Source organism: Acidovorax sp. LjRoot204 (assembly GCF_056175785.1).
On sequence record NZ_JBGFFF010000087.1, the window covers coordinates 1 to 20,903 of the forward strand.

21 protein-coding genes and 1 tRNA gene are annotated in these 20,903 nt (G+C 59.4%); all 22 read left to right on the top strand.

Annotated features, from left to right (window positions below):
- The first annotated feature begins 278 nt into the window (after positions 1-278).
- On the top strand, positions 279-545 hold the full coding sequence (gene rpsO / locus AC04MI_RS15670; protein ID WP_005793232.1) for a 30S ribosomal protein S15: 267 nt from the start codon (positions 279-281) through the stop codon (positions 543-545).
- Positions 546-752: 207 nt separating this feature from the next.
- The gene (gene pnp / locus AC04MI_RS15675; protein ID WP_476498111.1) at positions 753-2,996 is read left to right on the top strand and encodes a polyribonucleotide nucleotidyltransferase; all 2,244 of its coding nucleotides are present in this window, start codon (positions 753-755) and stop codon (positions 2,994-2,996) included.
- A 95-nt stretch (positions 2,997-3,091) separates the two neighbouring features.
- Positions 3,092-4,078: an NAD(P)H-quinone oxidoreductase gene (locus AC04MI_RS15680; protein ID WP_436077975.1), complete on the top strand. Its 987-nt coding sequence runs from the start codon at positions 3,092-3,094 to the stop codon at positions 4,076-4,078.
- A gap of 2 nt (positions 4,079-4,080) precedes the next feature.
- Positions 4,081-4,830: a triose-phosphate isomerase gene (gene tpiA, locus AC04MI_RS15685; protein ID WP_056747675.1), complete on the top strand. Its 750-nt coding sequence runs from the start codon at positions 4,081-4,083 to the stop codon at positions 4,828-4,830.
- Between the two features lie 42 nt (positions 4,831-4,872).
- On the top strand, positions 4,873-5,238 hold the full coding sequence (gene secG / locus AC04MI_RS15690; RefSeq protein WP_056061544.1) for a preprotein translocase subunit SecG: 366 nt from the start codon (positions 4,873-4,875) through the stop codon (positions 5,236-5,238).
- Positions 5,239-5,353: 115 nt separating this feature from the next.
- Positions 5,354-5,438: transfer RNA gene (locus AC04MI_RS15695), tRNA-Leu, on the top strand.
- Between the two features lie 73 nt (positions 5,439-5,511).
- The gene (locus tag AC04MI_RS15700; protein ID WP_476498112.1) at positions 5,512-5,871 is read left to right on the top strand and encodes an NADH-quinone oxidoreductase subunit A; all 360 of its coding nucleotides are present in this window, start codon (positions 5,512-5,514) and stop codon (positions 5,869-5,871) included.
- Between the two features lie 24 nt (positions 5,872-5,895).
- Positions 5,896-6,375: a NuoB/complex I 20 kDa subunit family protein gene (locus AC04MI_RS15705; RefSeq protein ID WP_007849129.1), complete on the top strand. Its 480-nt coding sequence runs from the start codon at positions 5,896-5,898 to the stop codon at positions 6,373-6,375.
- A gap of 10 nt (positions 6,376-6,385) precedes the next feature.
- Positions 6,386-6,994, top strand: a complete 609-nt coding sequence (locus tag AC04MI_RS15710; protein WP_108497213.1) for an NADH-quinone oxidoreductase subunit C — start codon at positions 6,386-6,388, stop codon at positions 6,992-6,994.
- 27 nt (positions 6,995-7,021) lie between these two features.
- A complete protein-coding gene (locus AC04MI_RS15715) occupies positions 7,022-8,275 on the top strand; it encodes an NADH-quinone oxidoreductase subunit D (RefSeq protein ID WP_476498113.1) in 1,254 nt (417 codons plus the stop codon).
- On the top strand, positions 8,272-8,760 hold the full coding sequence (gene nuoE, locus AC04MI_RS15720; protein ID WP_476498115.1) for an NADH-quinone oxidoreductase subunit NuoE: 489 nt from the start codon (positions 8,272-8,274) through the stop codon (positions 8,758-8,760). Before AC04MI_RS15715 ends, nuoE begins: the two co-directional genes overlap by 4 nt.
- A complete protein-coding gene (nuoF, locus tag AC04MI_RS15725; protein WP_476498116.1) occupies positions 8,760-10,115 on the top strand; it encodes an NADH-quinone oxidoreductase subunit NuoF in 1,356 nt (451 codons plus the stop codon). Before nuoE ends, nuoF begins: the two co-directional genes overlap by 1 nt.
- A 14-nt stretch (positions 10,116-10,129) precedes the next feature.
- Positions 10,130-12,262 (top strand): NADH-quinone oxidoreductase subunit NuoG, encoded by a 2,133-nt coding sequence (gene nuoG, locus AC04MI_RS15730; RefSeq protein ID WP_476498117.1) that lies wholly within the window; start codon positions 10,130-10,132, stop codon positions 12,260-12,262.
- Positions 12,259-13,341: an NADH-quinone oxidoreductase subunit NuoH gene (gene nuoH, locus AC04MI_RS15735; RefSeq protein ID WP_476498118.1), complete on the top strand. Its 1,083-nt coding sequence runs from the start codon at positions 12,259-12,261 to the stop codon at positions 13,339-13,341. Before nuoG ends, nuoH begins: the two co-directional genes overlap by 4 nt.
- 12 nt (positions 13,342-13,353) lie before the next feature.
- On the top strand, positions 13,354-13,866 hold the full coding sequence (gene nuoI, locus AC04MI_RS15740; RefSeq protein WP_010463942.1) for an NADH-quinone oxidoreductase subunit NuoI: 513 nt from the start codon (positions 13,354-13,356) through the stop codon (positions 13,864-13,866).
- Between the two features lie 50 nt (positions 13,867-13,916).
- Positions 13,917-14,585, top strand: a complete 669-nt coding sequence (locus tag AC04MI_RS15745) for an NADH-quinone oxidoreductase subunit J (protein ID WP_056747683.1) — start codon at positions 13,917-13,919, stop codon at positions 14,583-14,585.
- Positions 14,582-14,890, top strand: a complete 309-nt coding sequence (nuoK, locus tag AC04MI_RS15750; RefSeq protein WP_005793248.1) for an NADH-quinone oxidoreductase subunit NuoK — start codon at positions 14,582-14,584, stop codon at positions 14,888-14,890. Before AC04MI_RS15745 ends, nuoK begins: the two co-directional genes overlap by 4 nt.
- Before the next feature lie 31 nt (positions 14,891-14,921).
- Complete coding sequence (nuoL, locus tag AC04MI_RS15755) at positions 14,922-16,943, top strand: NADH-quinone oxidoreductase subunit L (RefSeq protein ID WP_476498119.1); 2,022 nt, start codon at positions 14,922-14,924, stop codon at positions 16,941-16,943.
- Between the two features lie 13 nt (positions 16,944-16,956).
- Positions 16,957-18,432 (top strand): NADH-quinone oxidoreductase subunit M, encoded by a 1,476-nt coding sequence (locus AC04MI_RS15760; protein WP_056061577.1) that lies wholly within the window; start codon positions 16,957-16,959, stop codon positions 18,430-18,432.
- Between the two features lie 29 nt (positions 18,433-18,461).
- Positions 18,462-19,955, top strand: a complete 1,494-nt coding sequence (gene nuoN, locus AC04MI_RS15765; protein ID WP_056061579.1) for an NADH-quinone oxidoreductase subunit NuoN — start codon at positions 18,462-18,464, stop codon at positions 19,953-19,955.
- A 73-nt stretch (positions 19,956-20,028) separates the two neighbouring features.
- Entirely contained in the window at positions 20,029-20,334 is a 306-nt protein-coding gene (locus AC04MI_RS15770; RefSeq protein WP_056061582.1) for a DUF2818 family protein, read from the top strand.
- 176 nt (positions 20,335-20,510) lie between these two features.
- On the top strand, positions 20,511-20,903 hold a 393-nt coding region (locus tag AC04MI_RS15775), incomplete at its 3' end, for a DUF1178 family protein (protein ID WP_476498120.1).

Here is a 20,903-nt window from a genome sequence, read left to right on the forward strand (position 1 = left end):
GCAATGCGTCGAGGCGGGCTCACGCCGATGAGGCCTGTGCTGCGGCGTATCCTCTACGCTACACCGGCGGCGAAGGGCGGCAGCAAGCCCCCGTGTTCTGGTCCGGCGAGATCGGGCTGGCAAGGTGCCTGTGGGCTGGTCAGAGGCGAATTGAGGGCCTCGGGTTATAATCCACGGGTTTTGCATGGTGCAAGACGCACGCCTGCGGCCGTTCCAGCTGCTGGCGCAAGTAAAAACCATGGTCTTCCGCCTGCGGCAGGCCACATTCAAGGAAAAACATGATCGCATCCTCCATCAAGGCCGAAGTCGTCAAGGCGAACGCCCGTGCTGCCAATGACACTGGTAGCCCAGAAGTGCAAGTGGCCCTGCTGACCGCTCGCATCAACGAACTGACTCCCCACTTCAAGACGCACGCCAAGGACCACCATGGTCGCCGTGGCCTGCTGCGCATGGTGAGCCGCCGTCGTAAGCTGCTGGACTACCTGAAGGCCAAGGACGCTGACCGTTACACCGCGCTGATCGCYAAGTTGGGTCTGCGCAAGTAATCTTCATTGCATGCCAAAACGCCTGGGTTAGTCCGCTAGCTCAGGCGTTTTTTACTTCGGAGCCGCAAAACAGAGCGAAGCTGTGTCATTCCAATGAAGTTGTTGTTACTGCCTGGCGCAGAACTTCCCTGGAATGGCATCGTGTTCTGAATTGCTCTCCAAGACAATCTGGTAGGGCACTACCAGCTATTAAAACAGGAGCTGAACATGAGCATTTTTAATAAAGTCACCAAGACCTTCCAATGGGGTGACAAGACCGTCATCATGGAAACCGGCGAAATCGCCCGCCAGGCCTCTGGCGCCGTGCTGGTGAATATTGACGACACCGTGGTGCTGGCCACTGTGGTCGCCTCCAAGTCCGCCAAGCCSGGCCAGGACTTCTTYCCSCTGACSGTGGACTACATCGAGAAGACSTAYGCYGCCGGCAAGATCCCYGGCAGCTTCTTCAAGCGCGAAGCCAAGCCCAGCGAGCACGAAACCCTGACCAGCCGCCTGATCGRCCGCCCGATCCGTCCGCTGTTCCCCGAAGGTTTCTTCAACGAAGTGCACGTGGTGATCCACACGGTGTCGCTGAATCCTGAAGTGGATGCCGACATCGCTGCGTTGATCGCTACCAGTGCTGCCCTGGCCATCTCTGGCATTCCGTTCAACGGCCCCATTGGTGCCGCACGCGTGGGTTATATCAACGGCGAGTACGTGCTCAACCCTGGCCAGACTGCGCGCAAGAACTCGCAGATGGATCTGGTGGTGGCGGGCACCGAAGCCGCAGTGCTGATGGTCGAATCCGAAGCCCAGCAGCTGTCTGAAGAAATCATGCTGGGTGCCGTGGTGTTCGGTCACGAGCAAGGCAATGTGGCCATCAACGCCATTCACGATCTGGTGCGCGACGCGGGCAAGCCCGTGTGGCAATGGGAAGCGCCTGCCAAGGACGAAGCACTGATCGCCAAGGTGGTGGCGCTGGCCGACGACAAGCTGCGCGCTGCCTACCAGATCCGCAACAAGCAAGCCCGCACCCAGGCCTGCCGCGAAGCCTATGCAGCCGTGATGGCAGCGTTGAAGGCCGATGGTGTTGAGTTCGACGCCGTCAAGGTTGAAGGCATGCTGTTCGACATCGAAGCGGGCATCGTSCGCAGCCAGATCCTGKCKGGCGARCCCCGCATCGACGGCCGCGACACGCGCACCGTGCGCCCCATCGAGATCCGCAACWSCGTGCTGCCCCGTGCCCACGGCTCGGCCCTGTTCACGCGTGGCGAAACCCAGGCGCTGGTCGTTACCACGCTGGGCACCGAGCGTGATGCACAGCGCATCGATGCGCTGGCTGGCGAGTACGAAGACCGCTTCATGATGCACTACAACATGCCTCCCTTCGCCACCGGCGAAGTGGGCCGCATGGGCTCGACCAAGCGCCGCGAAATCGGCCACGGCCGTCTGGCCAAGCGTGCGCTGGTCGCTGTGCTGCCGACCAAGGAAGAATTCCCSTACACCATGCGTGTCGTGTCGGAAATCACTGAGTCCAATGGTTCCTCGTCCATGGCYTCGGTKTGCGGCGGCTGCCTKTCGMTGATGGAYGCCGGCGTGCCSATGAAGGCCCACGTGGCCGGYATYGCSATGGGSCTSATCAAGGAMGMCAACCGYTTCGCSGTGCTGACCGACATCCTGGGCGAYGAAGATCACCTGGGTGACATGGACTTTAAGGTGGCGGGTACCACGGGCGGTATCACGGCCCTGCAGATGGACATCAAGATCCAGGGCATCACCAAGGAAATCATGCAAGTGGCACTGGCCCAGGCCAAGGAAGCGCGCATGCACATCCTGGGCAAGATGCAGGAGGCCATGGGTGAAGCCAAGACCGAAGTGTCGAACTTCGCGCCCAAGCTGTACACCATGAAGATCAACCCCGAGAAGATCCGYGACGTGATCGGCAAGGGCGGCGCKGTSATCCGTGCGCTGACCGAAGAAACTGGCTGCCAGATCAACATCGAGGAAGACGGCACCATCACCATTGCCGCCACCGACGCTGCGAAGGCCGATGAAGCCAAGAAGCGCATCGAGCAGATCACGGCMGAAGTCGARATCGGCAAGATCTACGAAGGCCCKGTSACCAAGATCCTSGACTTYGGCGCGCTSATCAAYCTSCTGCCYGGCAAGGAYGGYCTGCTGCACATCAGCCAGATCGCKCACGARCGCGTCGARAAGGTGWCTGACTACCTGASCGAAGGCCAGATCGTTAAGGTCAAGGTCATGGAAACCGACGAAAAGGGCCGTATCAAGCTGTCCATGAAGGTGTTGGCAGATCGTCCCGCCGGTGGCAGCGACCGTCCAGCGCCTGCAGAACGTGGCGATCGCGAACCCCGCCGCGATCACGGTCGTGATGGCGGCCGTCATCCCGCAGAGCAGCAACAGCAGCAGGCCCTGCCTGCAGATGGCGCGTCTGTTCAGGTGAATGGCTAAATTGTTGATCTGCTATTGATTTGGTAGCTGCTGGTGCATATAAATCATGCGCTAGCGGCCTAAATCATCTGAATCCATCTTCGGTAAACCCCGTTATGCATGCTGTTGAGATCACATCGTTTGGTGGGCCTGAGGTGCTGCGTCTGGGTGAGCGCCCCGCTCCTGTAGCGGGTGCGGGTGAGCTGCTGATCCGCGTGGCGGCCAGTGGCATCAACCGCCCAGATGTATTGCAGCGAATGGGCCACTATGCGCCGCCCCCTGGCACCTCGGATCTTCCGGGGCTGGAGGTCGCGGGGGTGGTTGAGTCGGGCGATGCTTTGGCGATGGCAGAGGCGGGCATTCGTGTGGGTGACCGTGTTTGCGCCTTGGTGGCGGGTGGTGGTTATGCCCAGTGGTGTGTGGCGCCGGTGGTGCAATGCCTGCCGGTGCCTGATGGCTTCAGTGACGTAGAGGCTGCATCACTTCCGGAGACGTTCTTCACGGTGTGGAGCAATGTCTTTGACCGTGCGCGTTTGCAAGCCGGTGAAACCTTCCTGGTGCAAGGCGGTACGAGTGGCATTGGCGTGACGGCTATTCAGCTGGCACGTGCCTTCGGTGCTACCGTGATTGCCACCGCTGGGAGCGATGACAAGTGTGCAGCGTGCCTGGCGCTGGGCGCGCACCACGCCGTCAACTACAAGTCTCAGGACTTTGTGGCCGTGGCGAAACGAATCACCGAGGCGCGTGGTGTTGATGTGGTGCTCGATATGGTGGCAGGTGACTATGTCGCCCGCGAGGTCGAATGCCTGGCCGAGGACGGACGGATCGTCATCATCGCCGTGCAAGGGGGTGTGCAGAGCGGTTTCAATGCAGGGTTGGTGCTGCGCAAGCGGCTCACCATCACAGGGTCCACGTTGCGTCCGCGTCCCGTGGCTTTCAAGGGTGCGATTGCACGGGCGCTGCGTGAGCATGTCTGGCCCTTGCTGGCAGCGGGCAAGGTGCGTCCGGTCATCCACAGCACGTTTGCTGCTGCGGATGCGGCACAAGCCCATGCGCTGATGGAGTCCAACCAGCATGTTGGCAAGATTGTTTTGACGTGGTAATCATGAACAACAAGAAAAAACTCATCGCTGGCAACTGGAAGATGAATGGCAGCCTCGCTGCCAACGAAGCGTTGTTGAAGGCCTTGATTGCGGGCGCTGCAGATGTGGCTTGTGATGTGGCCGTCGCAGTGCCAGCGCCCTATCTGGCGCAGGTGCAGGCGTTGACGGCTGGCACTGCCATTGCGGTGGCAGCACAGGATGTGTCTTCGCACGAGGCGGGTGCCTACACTGGTGAGGTATCGGTGGCCATGCTGAAGGATTTTGGTGTGCGCTATGCGCTGGTGGGGCACTCTGAGCGCCGCCAGTACCATGGTGAAACGGATGCGATCGTGGCGGAGAAGGCCCAGCGCGCGCTGGCGGCCGGTGTGACGCCGGTGGTCTGTGTGGGGGAAACACTGCAGGAGCGTGAAGCGGGACTGACCGAGGCGGTGGTCAAGCGGCAACTCGCAGCGGTAATTCATCTCAACGGTCATTGCATCAGCGAGATCGTGGTGGCTTACGAGCCTGTGTGGGCCATTGGCACGGGTCGCACTGCGTCGCCGGAGCAGGCGCAAGCCGTGCATGCCGTGCTGCGCACCCAGCTGGCAGCTGCGAGCGAGCATGCGGACCGCATCCGGTTGCTGTACGGCGGCAGCATGAATGCGGCCAATGCAGCTCAGTTACTGGCGCAGCCCGATATCGACGGTGGCTTGGTCGGTGGTGCTTCGCTGAAGGCGCCCGACTTTCTACAAATCATTGCGGCCGCCCGTTGAGGCGGCTGCGAGTCAAACAATTCAATCAGGAGTGAACAGAGAATGAACGTGATCGTGAATGTGATTTTGGCAGTGCAGATGTTGGCGGCCCTGGCCATGATCGGCCTGATCTTGATTCAGCATGGCAAGGGAGCCGACATGGGGGCGGCTTTCGGTAGCGGCAGTTCGGGCAGCCTCTTTGGCGCCAGCGGCAGCGCCAACTTCCTGTCCCGTACCACGGCCGTGCTGGCTGCAGTGTTCTTTGTTTCTACGCTCGCGTTGGCCTACTTTGGCAATGCTCGTCCCGCCAGTTCGGGCAGCGTTCTAGAAACGCCAGCCGCTGCCGTGCCTGCCGGCGCACCTGCTTCTGAGGTGCCTGCAGCGCCTGCCGCTCCCGCTTCGGGCGCCGCGCAGATCCCGACCAAATAATTGAACTGAATTTCGGCCCGCAGGGCCGAAGCAGGGTTTTTCCGGAGTAGAATTCTGGATTGTCTGGAAAGCCAAAAGCCGCAAGGTTCCTCATGCCATCCAGATGCAAAAATCAGCCGTCGTGGTGAAATTGGTAGACACGCTATCTTGAGGGGGTAGTGGCGAAAGCTGTGCGAGTTCGAGTCTCGCCGACGGCACCAAAACAAAGGCCTGCCTGCATGACCCGGCTTGGGTCCTGACGGGCAAGGCCACAGCGGTGAGCACATCCTCAAGATGAACCTCGATCAGTACCTCCCCGTCCTTTTGTTCATCTTGGTCGGCATCGCCGTAGGCGTTGTCCCCCTTGTACTCGGCTACATMCTGGGYCCCAACCGSCCSGAYGCMGCRAAGAACKCYCCCTACGARTGYGGCTTYGARGCCTTCGAGGATGCGCGCATGAAATTCGATGTGCGCTACTACCTCGTGGCCATTCTCTTCATTCTGTTCGACCTGGAAATCGCATTCCTTTTCCCGTGGGCGGTCACGCTGCACGAGGTGGGTGTGGCCGGTTTTGTGGCGGTCGTGATTTTCCTGGCCATTCTGGTCGTGGGTTTTGCCTACGAATGGAAAAAGGGTGCCCTGGATTGGGAATGAGCGGACTTCAACAAGGACAATGCAATGATTGAAGGCGTGATGAAGGAAGGCTTCATCACCACGAGTTACGACTCCGTGGTGAACTGGGCCAAGACCGGTTCTCTGTGGCCGATGACGTTTGGTCTGGCTTGCTGTGCTGTGGAGATGATGCACGCTGCGGCGGCCCGGTATGACATCGGTCGTTTTGGTGCGGAAGTGTTCCGTGCCAGCCCTCGTCAGTCCGACCTGATGATCGTGGCAGGCACGCTGTGCAACAAGATGGCCCCCGCACTGCGCAAGGTGTACGACCAGATGTCCGAGCCGCGCTGGGTCTTGTCGATGGGTTCGTGTGCCAATGGTGGTGGTTACTACCACTACAGCTATTCGGTGGTGCGCGGTTGTGACCGCATCGTGCCGGTGGATGTTTATGTGCCAGGTTGCCCTCCGACGGCAGAAGCTCTGATCTACGGGATCATCCAGCTGCAGCAGAAGATCCGCCGCACCAACACCATTGCTCGTGTCTGAAGGGTTGATGATGACAGCTGTTGCCATTCGGCCTGAGAAGCTTAAAGAGAATATCTCTGCGGCGCTGGGTGCCAAGGTGCGCCAGATTTCGGTCGCTCTCGATGAGGTCACCCTGGTGGTCGCTGCTGCGGACTATCTGGATGCGATGCGCTTGCTGCGCGATTCGGAAGGTTGCCGTTTCGAGCAGCTGATCGATTTGTGCGGTGTGGACTATTCTGCATATGGCGATGCAGCCCACGAGGGTGCACGCTACTGTGTGGTGTCGCACCTGTTATCGGTCAGCCTCAACCAGCGAGTGCGCGTGAAGGTGTTCTGCCAAGACGATGATTTCCCGGTTGTTGCTTCGGTAGCCGAGTTGTGGAATGCAGCCAACTGGTACGAACGCGAAGCCTTCGATCTGTTTGGCATCGTGTTTGATGGTCATAACGACCTGCGCCGCATTCTCACGGACTACGGATTTATCGGGCACCCTTTCCGCAAGGATTTCCCCTTGTCTGGACATGTCGAAATGCGTTACGACGCCGAGCAGCGCCGTGTCGTGTACGAACCCGTGTCCATCGAGCCGCGGGAAATCACGCCCCGCATCATCCGCGAAGACAAGTACGGAGGCCTGCACTGAGCCGCCTCGCGTCTCATGTGATCCATCATGGCTGAAATCAAGAACTACTCCCTGAACTTTGGTCCGCAGCACCCTGCGGCGCACGGTGTGTTGCGCCTGGTGCTGGAGCTTGACGGCGAGGTTGTGCAACGCGCTGACCCGCATATCGGTCTGCTCCATCGCGCCACCGAGAAGCTGGCCGAGCACAAGACCTACATCCAGTCACTGCCCTACATGGACCGGCTGGACTACGTGTCGATGATGTGCAACGAGCACGCCTACTGCCTTGCCATCGAGAAGCTGCTGGGTCTGGAAGTGCCGGTGCGCGCGCAGTACATCCGCGTGATGTTCTCCGAGATCACGCGCTTGCTGAACCACCTCATGTGGTTGGGCTCGCACGGCAACGACTGCGGCAGCTCCACCATCCTGATCTACACCTTCCGCGAGCGGGAAGACCTGTTTGACATGTACGAGGCGGTTTCTGGCGCGCGCATGCATGCGGCCTATTTCCGCCCGGGCGGCGTCTACCGCGACCTGCCCGACAGCATGCCGCAGTACAAGGTCAGCAAGATCAAGAATGCCAAGGCGCTGGAGGCGTTGAACCAGAATCGTCAAGGGTCTCTGCTGGACTTCATCGACGATTTCACCCAGCGTTTCCCAGGCTGTGTGGACGAATACGAAACACTGCTCACCGACAACCGCATCTGGAAGCAGCGAACGGTAGGCATCGGCGTGGTGCCGCCCGAGCGGGCCCTGAATCTGGGTATGACTGGCCCCATGCTCCGTGGCTCCGGTATCGCCTGGGACTTGCGCAAGACCCAGCCATACGACGTATACGACCGTGTGGATTTCGATGTGCCGGTGGGCAAGACCGGTGACTGCTACGACCGCTACCTGGTGCGTGTGCAGGAAATGCGCGAGTCCAATCGCATCATCAAGCAATGCGTGGACTGGCTCAAGGCCAACCCCGGTCCTGTGATCACGGACAACCACAAGGTSGCTGCGCCYGCGCGYGAATCSATGAAGKCGAACATGGARGAGCTGATCCACCATTTCAAGCTSTTCACSGAAGGYTTCCACGTGCCSGAAGGCGAGGCCTATGCSGCSGTSGARCAYCCSAAGGGCGARTTCGGYATYTAYCTGGTGAGYGAYGGYGCCAACAAGCCKTACCGMCTSAAGATCCGSGCGCCGGGTTTYSCGCAYCTSGCGACSCTCGACGAAATGKCGCGYGGCCACATGATCGCSGAYGCTGTCGCCATCATTGGCACCATGGATATCGTGTTCGGAGAGATTGACCGATGATTACCGAAGCGACCAAGGCGCGGTTTGCGCGCGAAGTGGCCAAGTACCCTGCGGACCAGAAGCAGTCTGCGGTGATGGCTTGCTTGTCCATCGTTCAGCAAGAACAGGGCTATGTCAGCGCCGAGAGCGAGGCAGTGATCGCCGACTATCTGGGCATGGCTCAGATCGCTGTGCACGAAGTCACGACCTTCTACAACATGTACAACCAGCAWCCGGTGGGCAAGTWCAAGCTCAACGTGTGCACCAATCTGCCCTGCCAGCTGCGCGACGGGCAAAAGGCGCTGCATCACCTGGAAAAGAAGCTGGGTGTTTCGATGGGTGAGACCACACCTGACGGCCTGTTCACTCTGCAGCAATGCGAATGTCTGGGTGCTTGCGCTGATGCGCCTGTGATGCTGGTGAACGATCGCACGATGTGCAGCTTCATGGACAACGACAAGCTCGACCAGCTCGTTGACGGCCTGCGGGCCGCGGAGGGCCAGTGATGACCACGGCAGCACAAATACTTTCCCAGTTCCAAGCTACGGGTGTTCAGACCTGTTTCCACGACCGCCATATCAACCCCCAAATCTATGTGGGCCTGAATGGCAGCAACTGGAGCATCAAGGACTACGAAGCGCGTGGTGGCTATCAGGCGCTGCGTCGTATCCTGGGCAAGGATGGTGAAGAGGGCCTGACGCAGGATCAGGTCATTGCCACTGTCAAGGAGTCTGGCTTGCGTGGCCGGGGTGGTGCAGGCTTTCCTACGGGCCTCAAGTGGAGCTTCATGCCCCGCTCGTTCCCAGGCCAAAAATATCTGGTGTGCAATTCCGATGAGGGTGAGCCTGGTACCTGCAAGGACCGYGACATCCTGCAGTTCAACCCGCACATCGTSATCGAAGGCATGRYCATCGCMGCSTATGCGATGGGCATCWSSGTGGGCTACAACTACATCCAYGGCGAGATCTTCCAGASCTACGAACGGTTTGAAGCCGCTCTGGAAGAAGCGCGGGCAGCAGGTTATCTGGGCGACAACATCCTGGGCAGCAGTTTCAGCTTTCAGCTGCACGCAGCCCACGGTTTTGGTGCCTACATTTGTGGTGAAGAAACTGCATTGCTCGAATCGCTGGAAGGCAAAAAGGGGCAACCCCGTTTCAAGCCACCGTTTCCGGCCAGCTTTGGCTTGTATGGCAAGCCCACCACCATCAACAACACGGAAACCTTTGCGGCTGTGCCTTGGATCATCCGCAATGGCGGTGCGGCTTATCTGGAGTGCGGCAAGCCTAACAACGGCGGCACCAAGATTTTCTCGGTGTCTGGTGACGTCGAAAAGCCAGGCAACTATGAGGTGCCGTTGGGTACACCGTTTGCCAAGCTGCTGGAACTGGCCGGTGGCGTGCGCAAAGGCCGTCAACTCAAGGCGGTGATTCCTGGTGGTTCATCGGCTCCTGTCCTGCCTGCATCCGTCATCATGGAATGCACGATGGACTACGACTCCATCGCCAAGGCTGGCTCCATGCTGGGCTCTGGTGCCGTGATCGTCATGGACGATTCCCGGAGCATGGTCGAAAGTCTGCTGCGCCTGTCGTATTTCTATTCGCATGAATCCTGCGGCCAGTGCACGCCCTGCCGTGAAGGCACGGGATGGATGTGGCGCGTGATCGATCGCATCCAGCATGGCCAGGGTCGTGAGGGTGACCTGGATCTGCTCAATTCGGTGGCGGACAACATCCAGGGCCGCACCATCTGTGCGCTGGGTGATGCTGCCGCCATGCCTGTGCGCGCCATGATCAAACACTTCCGTCCCGAGTTTGAGGCACTGATCCGGAACAAGGCTCCACAAGCCGTGACTTCCGTCTGATCGCGAGAAAACATATGGTTGAAATTGAACTGGACGGTCAGAAAGTGGAAGTCGCCGAGGGCTGCATGGTGATGCATGCGGCTGAAAAGGCTGGCACTTACATTCCGCATTTCTGCTACCACAAGAAGCTTTCGATCGCCGCCAACTGCCGCATGTGCCTGGTGGACGTGGAGAAGGCTCCCAAGCCSATGCCRGCCTGCGCCACGCCSGTCACGCAGGGMATGATCGTKCGYACCAAGAGCGAMAARGCCATCAAGGCGCAGCAGTCGGTCATGGAGTTYCTSCTSATCAACCACCCKCTSGACTGCCCCATCTGCGACCAGGGCGGCGAGTGCCAGYTGCAGGATCTGGCCGTGGGCTACGGYGGCTCCTCCTCGCGGTACGAGGAAGAAAAGCGCGTSGTGTTCCACAAGGACGTGGGCCCGCTGATCTCCATGGAGGAGATGAGCCGCTGCATCCACTGCACCCGTTGCGTGCGCTTCGGCCAGGAAGTGGCGGGCGTGATGGAACTCGGCATGATCCATCGTGGCGAGCATTCTGAAATCACCACGGTCACCGGCGACACGGTGGACTCTGAACTGTCGGGCAACATGATCGACATCTGCCCCGTGGGTGCATTGACCAGCAAGCCTTTCCGTTACAGCGCCCGCACCTGGGAACTGTCGCGCCGCCGCTCGGTGAGTCCACATGACTCCACCGGTGCCAACCTGATTGTTCAGGTCAAGAACCACAAGGTCATGCGCGTTGTCCCGTTTGAAAACGAGGCTGTTAACGAATGCTGGATYGCCGACCGCGACCGYTTCTCSTAYGAAGCSCTCAACGGTSMCGASCGCCTSACSCAGCCCATGCTCAAGCAGGGCGGGSTGTGGAAGGAAGTGGACTGGCAGACYGCGYTSGAATACGTGGCCAATGGCCTCAAGAACATCAAGAACGACCACGGCGCTGCCAGCATTGGTGCGCTGGTGAGTCCGCACAGTACGTTGGAAGAGCTGTATCTGGCCAGCGCCCTGGTGCGCGGACTTGGTAGCGACAACATCGACTATCGTCTGCGCAACGCCGAGTTTGCTGCTCCCGAAGGTATTCGCTGGCTCGGTACGTCCATCGCTTCGTTGTCCACGCTCCAGCGCGTGCTGGTCGTGGGTTCCAACCTGCGCAAGGACCATCCGTTGTTTGCGCAGCGCATCCGTCAGGCGGCCCGCCATGGCTGCCAGGTCAGTGCCATCGCTTCGGTATCCCATGACTGGGCCATGCCGGTGCAGACATTTGTGGCACAAGGTGCCGGCCAGTGGGTCGAGATGCTCGGAGGCATTGCTTCCGCCATCGCCCATGAAAAGGGCATTCCCGCTCCGCAAGGTGCCAGCGCGGCCAGCGAGGCTGCCCAGGCCATCGCCCGCTCGCTGCTGGGCGGGGAGCGCAAGGCGGTGTTGCTGGGCAATGCGGCGGYGCACCACGCGCAAGCTACGCAGTTGCTGGCATGGGCCAACTGGATTGCAGAGAACACCGGTGCAACAGTGGGCTACCTGACAGAGGCCGCCAATACGGTGGGCGCGCAATTTGCGGGCGCTCACCCTGTCAACGGTGGACTGAATGCTGCTCAAATGCTCTCCGGTGGTTTGAAGGCGGCGGTGCTGCTGAACACCGAGCCCGTCCATGATTCTGCGACGGGTGCTCAAGCTGCAACTGCTCTTGCTGGTGCAGAAATGGTGGTCACGTTGAGCCCCTTCAAGGCCAACATGGAGTTCAGTGACGTTTTGTTGCCAATTGCTCCGTTCACGGAAACTTCGGGCAGCTTTGTCAACGCCGAGGGACGCATACAGGGTTTCCACGCCGTGGTGCGCCCTCTGGGCGATACCCGTCCCGCTTGGAAGGTTCTGCGCGTGCTGGCCAACCTGTTGGGTGTGCCAGGCTTTGACTTTGAGACCTCCCAGGACGTTCTGGCCCGTGCGACGAACGCCGCTGCCGGTGCCGTTACGCAGGTGCCCGCCGCACAGTTGTCGAATGCAGTGAAGGCGTCGCCAGCCGCAACGGCTGCAGCTGGTGATCCGGTCGTGGCATCCATCTATCAACTGGACGGCTTGGTGCGCCGTTCTACGTCGCTGCAGCTCACTGCCGACGCACGCATGGCACGCGAAGGAGTGGCCGCATGATCGACGCGATCTACAACGCGGGCCTGAACCTGCTCTCCTTTGGGTGGTGGACCGGCATCGTCTGGCCAGTGCTCTGGATCCTGATCAAGATCGTCTGCATCTTGGCGCCGCTCATGGGTGCCGTGGCTTACCTCACTTTGTGGGAGCGTAAGCTGCTGGGCTTCATGCAAGTGCGCCACGGTCCCAACCGCGTGGGACCGATGGGGCTGCTGCAGCCCATTGCTGACGCACTGAAGCTGCTGACCAAGGAAATCATCCAGCCTACGGCGGCCAGCAAGGGCCTGTTTGTTCTCGGGCCCGTCATGGCCATCATGCCGGCCCTGGCTGCCTGGGTGGCCATTCCTTTCGGCCCCGACGTGGCCTTGGCGAATGTGAATGCTGGTCTGTTGTTGGTGATGGCCATCACTTCCATCGAAGTCTATGGCGTGATCATTGCGGGCTGGGCTTCCAACTCCAAGTACGCATTCTTGGGCGCACTGCGGGCCTCGGCACAGATGGTGAGCTACGAAATCGCGATGGGCTTTTGTTTCCTCGTCGTGATCATGGTGTCGGGCAGTATGAACCTGACGGAAATCGTGCTGGGTCAGGGGCGGGGCATGGCCGCAGACAAGGGCCTGACGTTCCTGTCTTGGAATTGGCTGCCCCTGCTGCCGATCTTCCTTGTGTACCTGATCTCTGGCGTGGCAGAAACCAACCGCCATCCCTTCGACGTGGTGGAAGGCGAGKCMGARATCGTKGCSGGCCACATGRTCGAGTACTCSGGYATGGGCTTCGCGATSTTCTTCCTGGCCGAGTACGCCARCATGTGGCTCGTGTCCATCCTGGCGGCTCTCATGTTCCTGGGCGGCTGGCTGTCTCCCATCGATAGCGCGGTGTTCAACTGGATTCCAGGCTGGATCTGGCTGGGTCTCAAGACCTTCCTTGTGGTATCCATGTTCATCTGGATCCGGGCTACCTTCCCGCGGTTCCGGTACGACCAGATCATGCGTCTGGGCTGGAAGATCTTCATTCCGGTCACGCTGGTGTACTTGTTGTTTGTTGGCGGGTGGTTGCTCTCGCCTTGGAATATCTGGAAATAAGCGGGGACACAAATGACTGCTGTTGCTGCTGCTGCACCTTTTTCGTTCAAGGATTTCTTCAAGAGTTTCATGCTCGTGGAGTTGCTCAAGGGGATGGCCCTGACTGGCCGCTATGCGTTTCGCCGCAAGGTGACCGTGCAGTTTCCCGAAGAGAAGACGCCTTTGTCGCCACGCTTCCGTGGCCTGCATGCACTGCGCCGTTATGACAACGGCGAGGAGCGTTGCATCGCTTGCAAGCTGTGCGAAGCCGTATGCCCTGCGATGGCCATCACCATCGAATCGGATGTGCGTGCAGATGGTTCGCGTCGCACCACGCGCTATGACATCGACCTGACCAAGTGCATCTTCTGCGGGTTCTGCGAAGAGAGCTGTCCGGTCGATTCGATTGTCGAGACACACATCTTTGAATACCACGGCGAAAAGCGTGGTGACCTGTATTTCACGAAGGACATGCTCTTGGCTGTGGGCGACCGGTACGAAGGTGAAATTGCGGCAGCCAAGGCTGCAGACGCCAAGTACCGCTGAGCGGTACGGGGTTCAGCCTCTTTGCCAGACTTTCTATAAAGACCCGATTCATGGACGCCAAGACTGGTTTCTTCTATCTCTTCTCGGTGGTGTTGCTGTTTGCAGCCTTCCGGGTGATCACTGCACGCAACCCTGTGCATGCAGTGCTGTATCTCATCCTTGCGTTCTCGCAGGCGGCGGCTGTCTGGCTGTTGCTCAAGGCAGAGTTCCTGGCAATTGCGCTGGTGCTGGTGTACCTGGGCGCGGTCATGGTGCTCTTCCTGTTCGTGGTGATGATGCTGGACATTCATATCGATACCGTACGCAAGGGGTTCTGGAAGCATTTCCCTTTGGCGGCCCTCATTGGGGCGGTCATCGCCTTGGAAATGGCTGCCGTGTTGATGGGCGGATTCCGCGGCATGGAAGAGCCCAAGGCCGTCGCTGCCATGGTCGATGCCGCTGGTCATGTGGTTCCGTACTCCAACACCAAGGCGTTGGGCAAGCTGCTGTACACCCAGTATCTGTATCCCGTTGAGATCGCTGCAGTCATTTTGCTGGTGGCCATGGTGGCTGCCATCGCACTGACCCTGCGTCAGCGCAAGGACAGCAAGGCCATCAATCCTTCAATGCAGATCCGAGTGCGTGCGGCCGATCGTCTGGCAGTGGTCAAGGTGGCCGCCACCCAAAAGCCTGCTGCTGAAGAGCCTGCGCAAGCTGCTGCTGAGGAGAAAAAAGCATGACATTGACTCTGGGCCACTTTTTGTCGCTGGGCGCCATGCTGTTTGCACTCGCTGTGATCGGCATATTCCTGAACCGCAAGAACCTGATCGTGCTGCTGATGGCGATCGAGCTCATGCTGCTGGCCGTGAACATGAACTTCGTGGCGTTCTCCCACTACCTGGGAGACATGCACGGCCAGGTGTTCGTGTTCTTTATCCTGACCGTGGCAGCCGCTGAATCGGCGATTGGCCTGGCCATCCTGGTGCTGCTGTTCCGCAACAAATCCAGTATCAACGCGGAAGACCTCAACACCCTCAAGGGTTGATGGGTCGCGAGTATTCCCAAGGTTCTCAAGAATGAGTCAAACCCTCTCTGCTTCAACCCTCCTGGCAGTGCCGTTGGCACCGCTGGCAGGCGCCTTACTGGCCGGCGTCTTCGGTACGACCTTCGGTGGTAACTGGATCGGTCGTCGCCTGAGCCATACCCTGACCATCCTCGGGGTGCTGGTTGCTTTCATCCTCTCGGCGATGACGCTCAAGAGCGTGGCACTCGATGGTGCCCGGTTCAATGAAACCCTGTACACCTGGATGGTGGTGGGTGGCTTGAAGATGGAAGTGGGCTTTCTGATCGACAGCCTCACGGCGATGATGATGGTGGTGGTGACCTTTGTGTCGCTGATGGTTCACATTTACACCATTGGCTACATGGAAGAAGACGAGGGCTACAACCGCTTCTTTGCCTACATTTCGCTGTTCACTTTCTCCATGCTCATGCTCGTCATGAGCAACAACCTGCTGCAGCTGTTCTTTGGTTGGGAGGCGGTGGGTCTGGTGTCCTACCTGCTCATCGGGTTCTGGTTCAACAAGCCTTCTGCCATCTTCGCCAACATGAAGGCGTTTCTGGTCAACCGCGTGGGCGACTTCGGCTTCATTCTGGGCATTGGCCTGATCGCAGCGTATACCGGCACCTTGAACTATGGCGAGATCTTCGCCAAGGCGGGTGAACTGGGCTCTCTGTCGTTCCCCGGCACCAGCTGGATGCTCGTCACGGTGATCTGCATCTGCCTGTTCATCGGCGCGATGGGCAAGTCAGCGCAGTTTCCCTTGCACGTCTGGCTGCCTGATTCGATGGAGGGTCCGACTCCCATCTCCGCGCTGATTCACGCTGCCACTATGGTGACCGCCGGTATCTTCATGGTGTCGCGCATGTCGCCTCTGTTCGAGCTGTCGGACACTGCGCTCAACTTCATCCTGGTGATCGGTGCCATCACAGCATTGTTCATGGGTTTCCTGGGCATCATCCAGAACGACATCAAGCGTGTGGTGGCGTACTCGACGCTCTCGCAGCTCGGCTACATGACAGTAGCGCTTGGCGCCTCGGCGTACTCGGTGGCTGTGTTCCACCTGATGACCCATGCGTTCTTCAAAGCCTTGTTGTTCCTGGGCGCAGGCTCGGTCATCATGGGCATGCATCACAATCAGGACATCCGCTGGATGGGCGGTGTGCGCAAGTACATGCCCATCACCTGGATCACCTCGCTGCTGGGTTCTATGGCCCTGATCGGCACGCCGCTGTTCTCAGGTTTCTATTCCAAGGACAGCATCATTGAGGCGGTGCACTTTAGCCATCTGCCTGCAGCCGGTTTTGCACATTTCGCAGTGCTCGCGGGTGTGTTCATCACGGCGTTCTATTCCTTCCGCATGTACTTCMTGGTSTTCCAYGGCAAGGAGCGYTACGACCAGAATCCGGATGCCCACCACGACGATCACCATGGCCACGGCCACGATGATCACCACGAACCGCACGAGTCTCCCTGGGTGGTGACGGTGCCTCTGGTGCTGTTGGCCATTCCTTCGGTGGTGGTGGGTTTCCTGTTCATCCAGCCCATGCTGTTTGGAGACTTCTTCAAGGACGTCATTTTTGTGGATGCGGCCAAGCATCCTTCCATGGCACACATGGCGGAGCATTTCCACAGCGCCTGGGCCATGGCATTGCACGGTCTGCAGACGGCGCCGTTCTGGCTCGCACTGGCAGGTGTGGCGCTGTCGTACTACATGTACATGGTCAATCCTGCGTTGCCCACGGCGATCAAGGCGCGCGTACAGCCCATCTACACATTGCTTGAAAACAAGTACTACCTTGACTGGATCAACGAGAACATTCTGGCCCGTGGTGCACGTGCGCTGGGCGTGGGTCTCTGGAAGGGCGGGGATCAGGCTGTGATCGATGGTGCCCTGGTCAACGGGTCCTGGAAGCTGGTGCGGTGGGTTGCCGGTGCTGTGCGTTGGGTGCAGTCGGGCTTCATCTACCACTATGCGCTGGTCATGATCCTGGGTGTTTTCGTGCTCATGACGTATTTCGTCTGGCTCAACAAGTAGGAGAAGAATAAAAATGGGTCTGTTGAGTCTTGCAATCTGGACACCGATTGCGTTTGGCGTGCTGTTGCTCGCCATCGGGCGCGATGAGCACGCGCGTGCCGTGCGCTGGCTGGCGCTCGTCGGCGCGCTGATCGGCTTCCTGGTCACGCTGCCTTTGTACGATGGCTTCAAGCTGGGTACAGCAGCCATGCAGTTTGTGGAGAAGGCTGACTGGATCGAGCGCTTCAACGTCCACTACCACCTTGGGGTGGACGGCATTTCCTTCTGGTTCGTGCCGCTGACAGCATTCATCACCGTCATTGTGGTGATTGCTTCCTGGGAGTCGATCACGGAGCGCGTGAACCAGTACATGGGCGCTTTCCTGATCCTTTCGGGGCTCATGATCGGTGTGTTCAGCGCACTCGACGGCATTCTGTTCTATGTGTTCTTCGAGGCAACGCTGATCCCGATGTAYCTGATCATCGGCATCTGGGGCGGCCCSAACAAGATCTACGCRGCSTTCAAGTTCTTCCTGTACACGCTGCTCGGGTCGCTGTTGATGCTCATCGCGCTGATCTACCTGTACAACCAGTCGGGTGGCAGCTTTGACATTGCGACCTGGCATCAGCTGCCGTTGAGCGGACGTGCACAGACCCTGCTGTTCTTCGCATTCTTTGCCGCCTTTGCTGTGAAGGTGCCCATGTGGCCCGTCCACACCTGGCTGCCCGATGTGCACGTGGAGGCGCCTACGGGCGGTTCAGCAGTGCTGGCCGCCATTATGCTGAAACTGGGTGCCTACGGTTTTCTGCGGTTTTCGCTGCCAATCGCTCCTGACGCTGCACGCCAGTGGGCTTGGCTGATGATTGCCTTGTCGCTGATCGCCGTGATCTATGTGGGCCTGGTGGCTATGGTCCAGAAGGACATGAAGAAGCTGGTGGCTTACTCGTCGGTGGCGCACATGGGTTTTGTGACCTTGGGCTTTTTCATCTTCAACGACCTGGGCGTGTCCGGCGGTATTGTCCAGATGATTGCGCACGGTTTTGTGTCCGGTGCGATGTTCTTGTCCATCGGTGTCTTGTACGACCGCGTGCACTCCCGTGAAATCGCCGCCTATGGTGGCGTGGTCAACACCATGCCGAACTTCACGGCGTTTGCCCTGCTGTTTGCCATGGCCAACTGCGGTCTGCCGGGTACGGCCGGTTTTGTGGGTGAGTGGATGGTGATCCTGGGTGCCGTCAAGGCCAATTTCTGGATCGGTCTGGCTGCCGCCACTGCGCTGATTTTTGGTGCTGCTTACACCCTGTGGATGTTCAAGCGTGTGTACCTGGGCCCCGTGGGCAATGACAACGTCAAGGGCTTGACGGACATCGACAGCCGCGAGTTCCTRGTGCTTGCTGTGCTGGGCATCGCGGTGCTGGCCATGGGCCTCTACCCCCGTCCGTTCACCGACGTGATGGACACCTCGGTGGCAGAACTGCTCAAGCATGTCGCGCAGACCAAGCTGAACTGAACAGACCAGACTGAACTGAGAGATTCGAGATGATTGACAACATCAGCTGGCTAGCGATTTACCCCGAAATTGTGCTGTTGACGATGGCCTGCGTGATTGCGCTGGTTGATCTGGGCGTACACAGCCCTCGTCGCACCAGCACCTACGTGCTGACCATGCTCACGCTGGCCGTGGTGGCTGCCCTGCAGGCCATGTATGCCAGCAGCGGCAATACCTTCTACGGTTTTGGCAACATGGTGGTGAGTGATGCCATGGGCAATTGGCTCAAGTGTTTTGCCACCGTGGCCATGATGGTCACCCTGGTGTATGGCCGCCCCTATGCTGCCGACCGCGACATGTTGCGGGGGGGTGAGCTCTTCACGCTGTCCATGTTCGCTTTGCTCGGCATGTTCATCATGATCTCGGGCAACAACTTCCTGGTGATCTACCTGGGGCTTGAGTTGCTCACGCTGTCGAGCTATGCCCTGGTGGCATTGCGTCGCGACAACGCTACCGCCACAGAAGCGGCCATGAAGTATTTTGTACTGGGCGCCATGGCCAGTGGCTTCCTGCTGTACGGGTTGTCCATGGTGTACGGTGCCACGGGTTCGCTGGATATTGGTCAGGTGTTCAAGGCAGTCAATTCCGGTCAGATCAAGCATCAGGTGCTGGTGTTCGGCTTGGTGTTTGTGGTAGCCGGTCTGGCCTTCAAGCTGGGGGTGGTGCCTTTCCACATGTGGATTCCCGATGTCTACCAGGGCGCACCCACAGCGGTGACGCTGATGATTGGTGGTGCGCCCAAGCTGGCTGCATTTGCCATCACCATCCGTTTGCTGGTGGATGGTCTGCTGCCCCTGGCTATCGACTGGCAACAGATGCTGGCGGTGTTGGCGATCGGTTCTTTGCTCGTGGGTAATCTGGCAGCCATTGCGCAGACCAACCTCAAGCGCATGCTGGCCTACTCCACCATCTCCCAGATGGGCTTCGTGTTGCTAGGCCTGATGTCCGGGGTCATCAATGGCAACGTGGACGCCACTGCGGTGGAGAACGCCTACAGCGCCTCTATGTTCTACGTCATCACCTATGTGTTGACCACGCTGGCGGCCTTTGGTGTGATCCTGCTGCTGGCCCGGGAAGGTTTTGAGAGCGAAGAGATTTCCGATTTCGCAGGCCTCAACCAGCGAAGCCCACTTTACGCGGGCGTGATGGCTGTCTGCCTGTTCTCCATGGCAGGTATTCCTCCTCTGGTGGGCTTCTATGCCAAGCTGGCGGTTCTTCAAGCCCTGATCGCTTCGGGACAGACCATCTACATGGCGATGGCTGTGTTTGCCGTGATCATGTCGCTGATCGGTGCGTTCTACTACCTGCGGGTGGTGAAAGTCATGTATTTCGACGCGCCCCTGACCGCTACCAATGTATCGGCGCCCGCCGATGTGCGCGTGGTGCTGACCATCAACGGCGCTTTGGTGCTGGTGTTGGGCTTGCTGCCAGGCGGTTTGATGGCCCTGTGTGCCGACGCCGTGGTCCGCGCACTGGCGACCTGATCGGTAGCCTGCGCGCACACGCCGCGCGGGCTACYGCTCCCATTCCCAATTTGCTGCCTCGATCAGTTCCTCTGTGTCACTTACCGGTTCGGTTTGGCTTGTGATTGTGGCGGCTTTGATTGCCGCCAATCTGCCCTTCGTCAATCAGCGCTGGCTGGTGGTGGGCCCCTCCGTCGCCAACGGCAAGCCTCTGGTCGGGCGCATGGCCGAACTGATCGTTTTGTACTTCTTGGTGGGCGGGATGGCTCTGTTGTTGGAGCGTCGTGCAGGCCAAATTGCACCTCAGGGCTGGGAGTTTTACGCCATCACCGGCACCATGTTTCTCACGCTGGCCTTCCCCGGGTTTGTCTATCGGTATCTGCTGCGGCGCCACGGCTGAAGCAGCGGTCGGTTCCGGGCAGAGCCATTCGACAAAGCCTTGAGGGCACTTCCCCGTTGCCAGCTGTAGGCCGGCAGATGGGGTGGAGCACTTCTGAACACAACTCTGCACCTGGACGTTGATGTGCCTGGTAGCGCCAATCATGGGATTGCGCTCACCAGCGTACGATGCATCTTATGAAGGTACTGGATCTCCAATGTCAGCACGGCCATGTGTTCGAAGGCTGGTTTGGTTCTGAAGATGACTTTCAGAGCCAGAAGCAGCGCGGGTTGGTGCAGTGCCCTTTGTGCGCAGACGTCCATATCGACAAGCGGCTGAGCGCGCCGCGCCTGAATCTGGGCGCCCGCGAGCCCGCCGCAGCTGCGGCGGCACCGTCCGGCACAACTTCTTTTTCGCGTGCTGTTTCCAGCGCGCAGGTCGAGGCATCGACGCTTCCCCCGGCGCTACAGGCAGCGTGGCTGGAGCTGGCCCGCAAGGTCGTCGCGAATACCGAAGATGTAGGCTCCCGGTTTGCCGATGAAGCCAGGCGCATGCACCACGGCGAGGTTCAGGATCGGGCCATTCGTGGC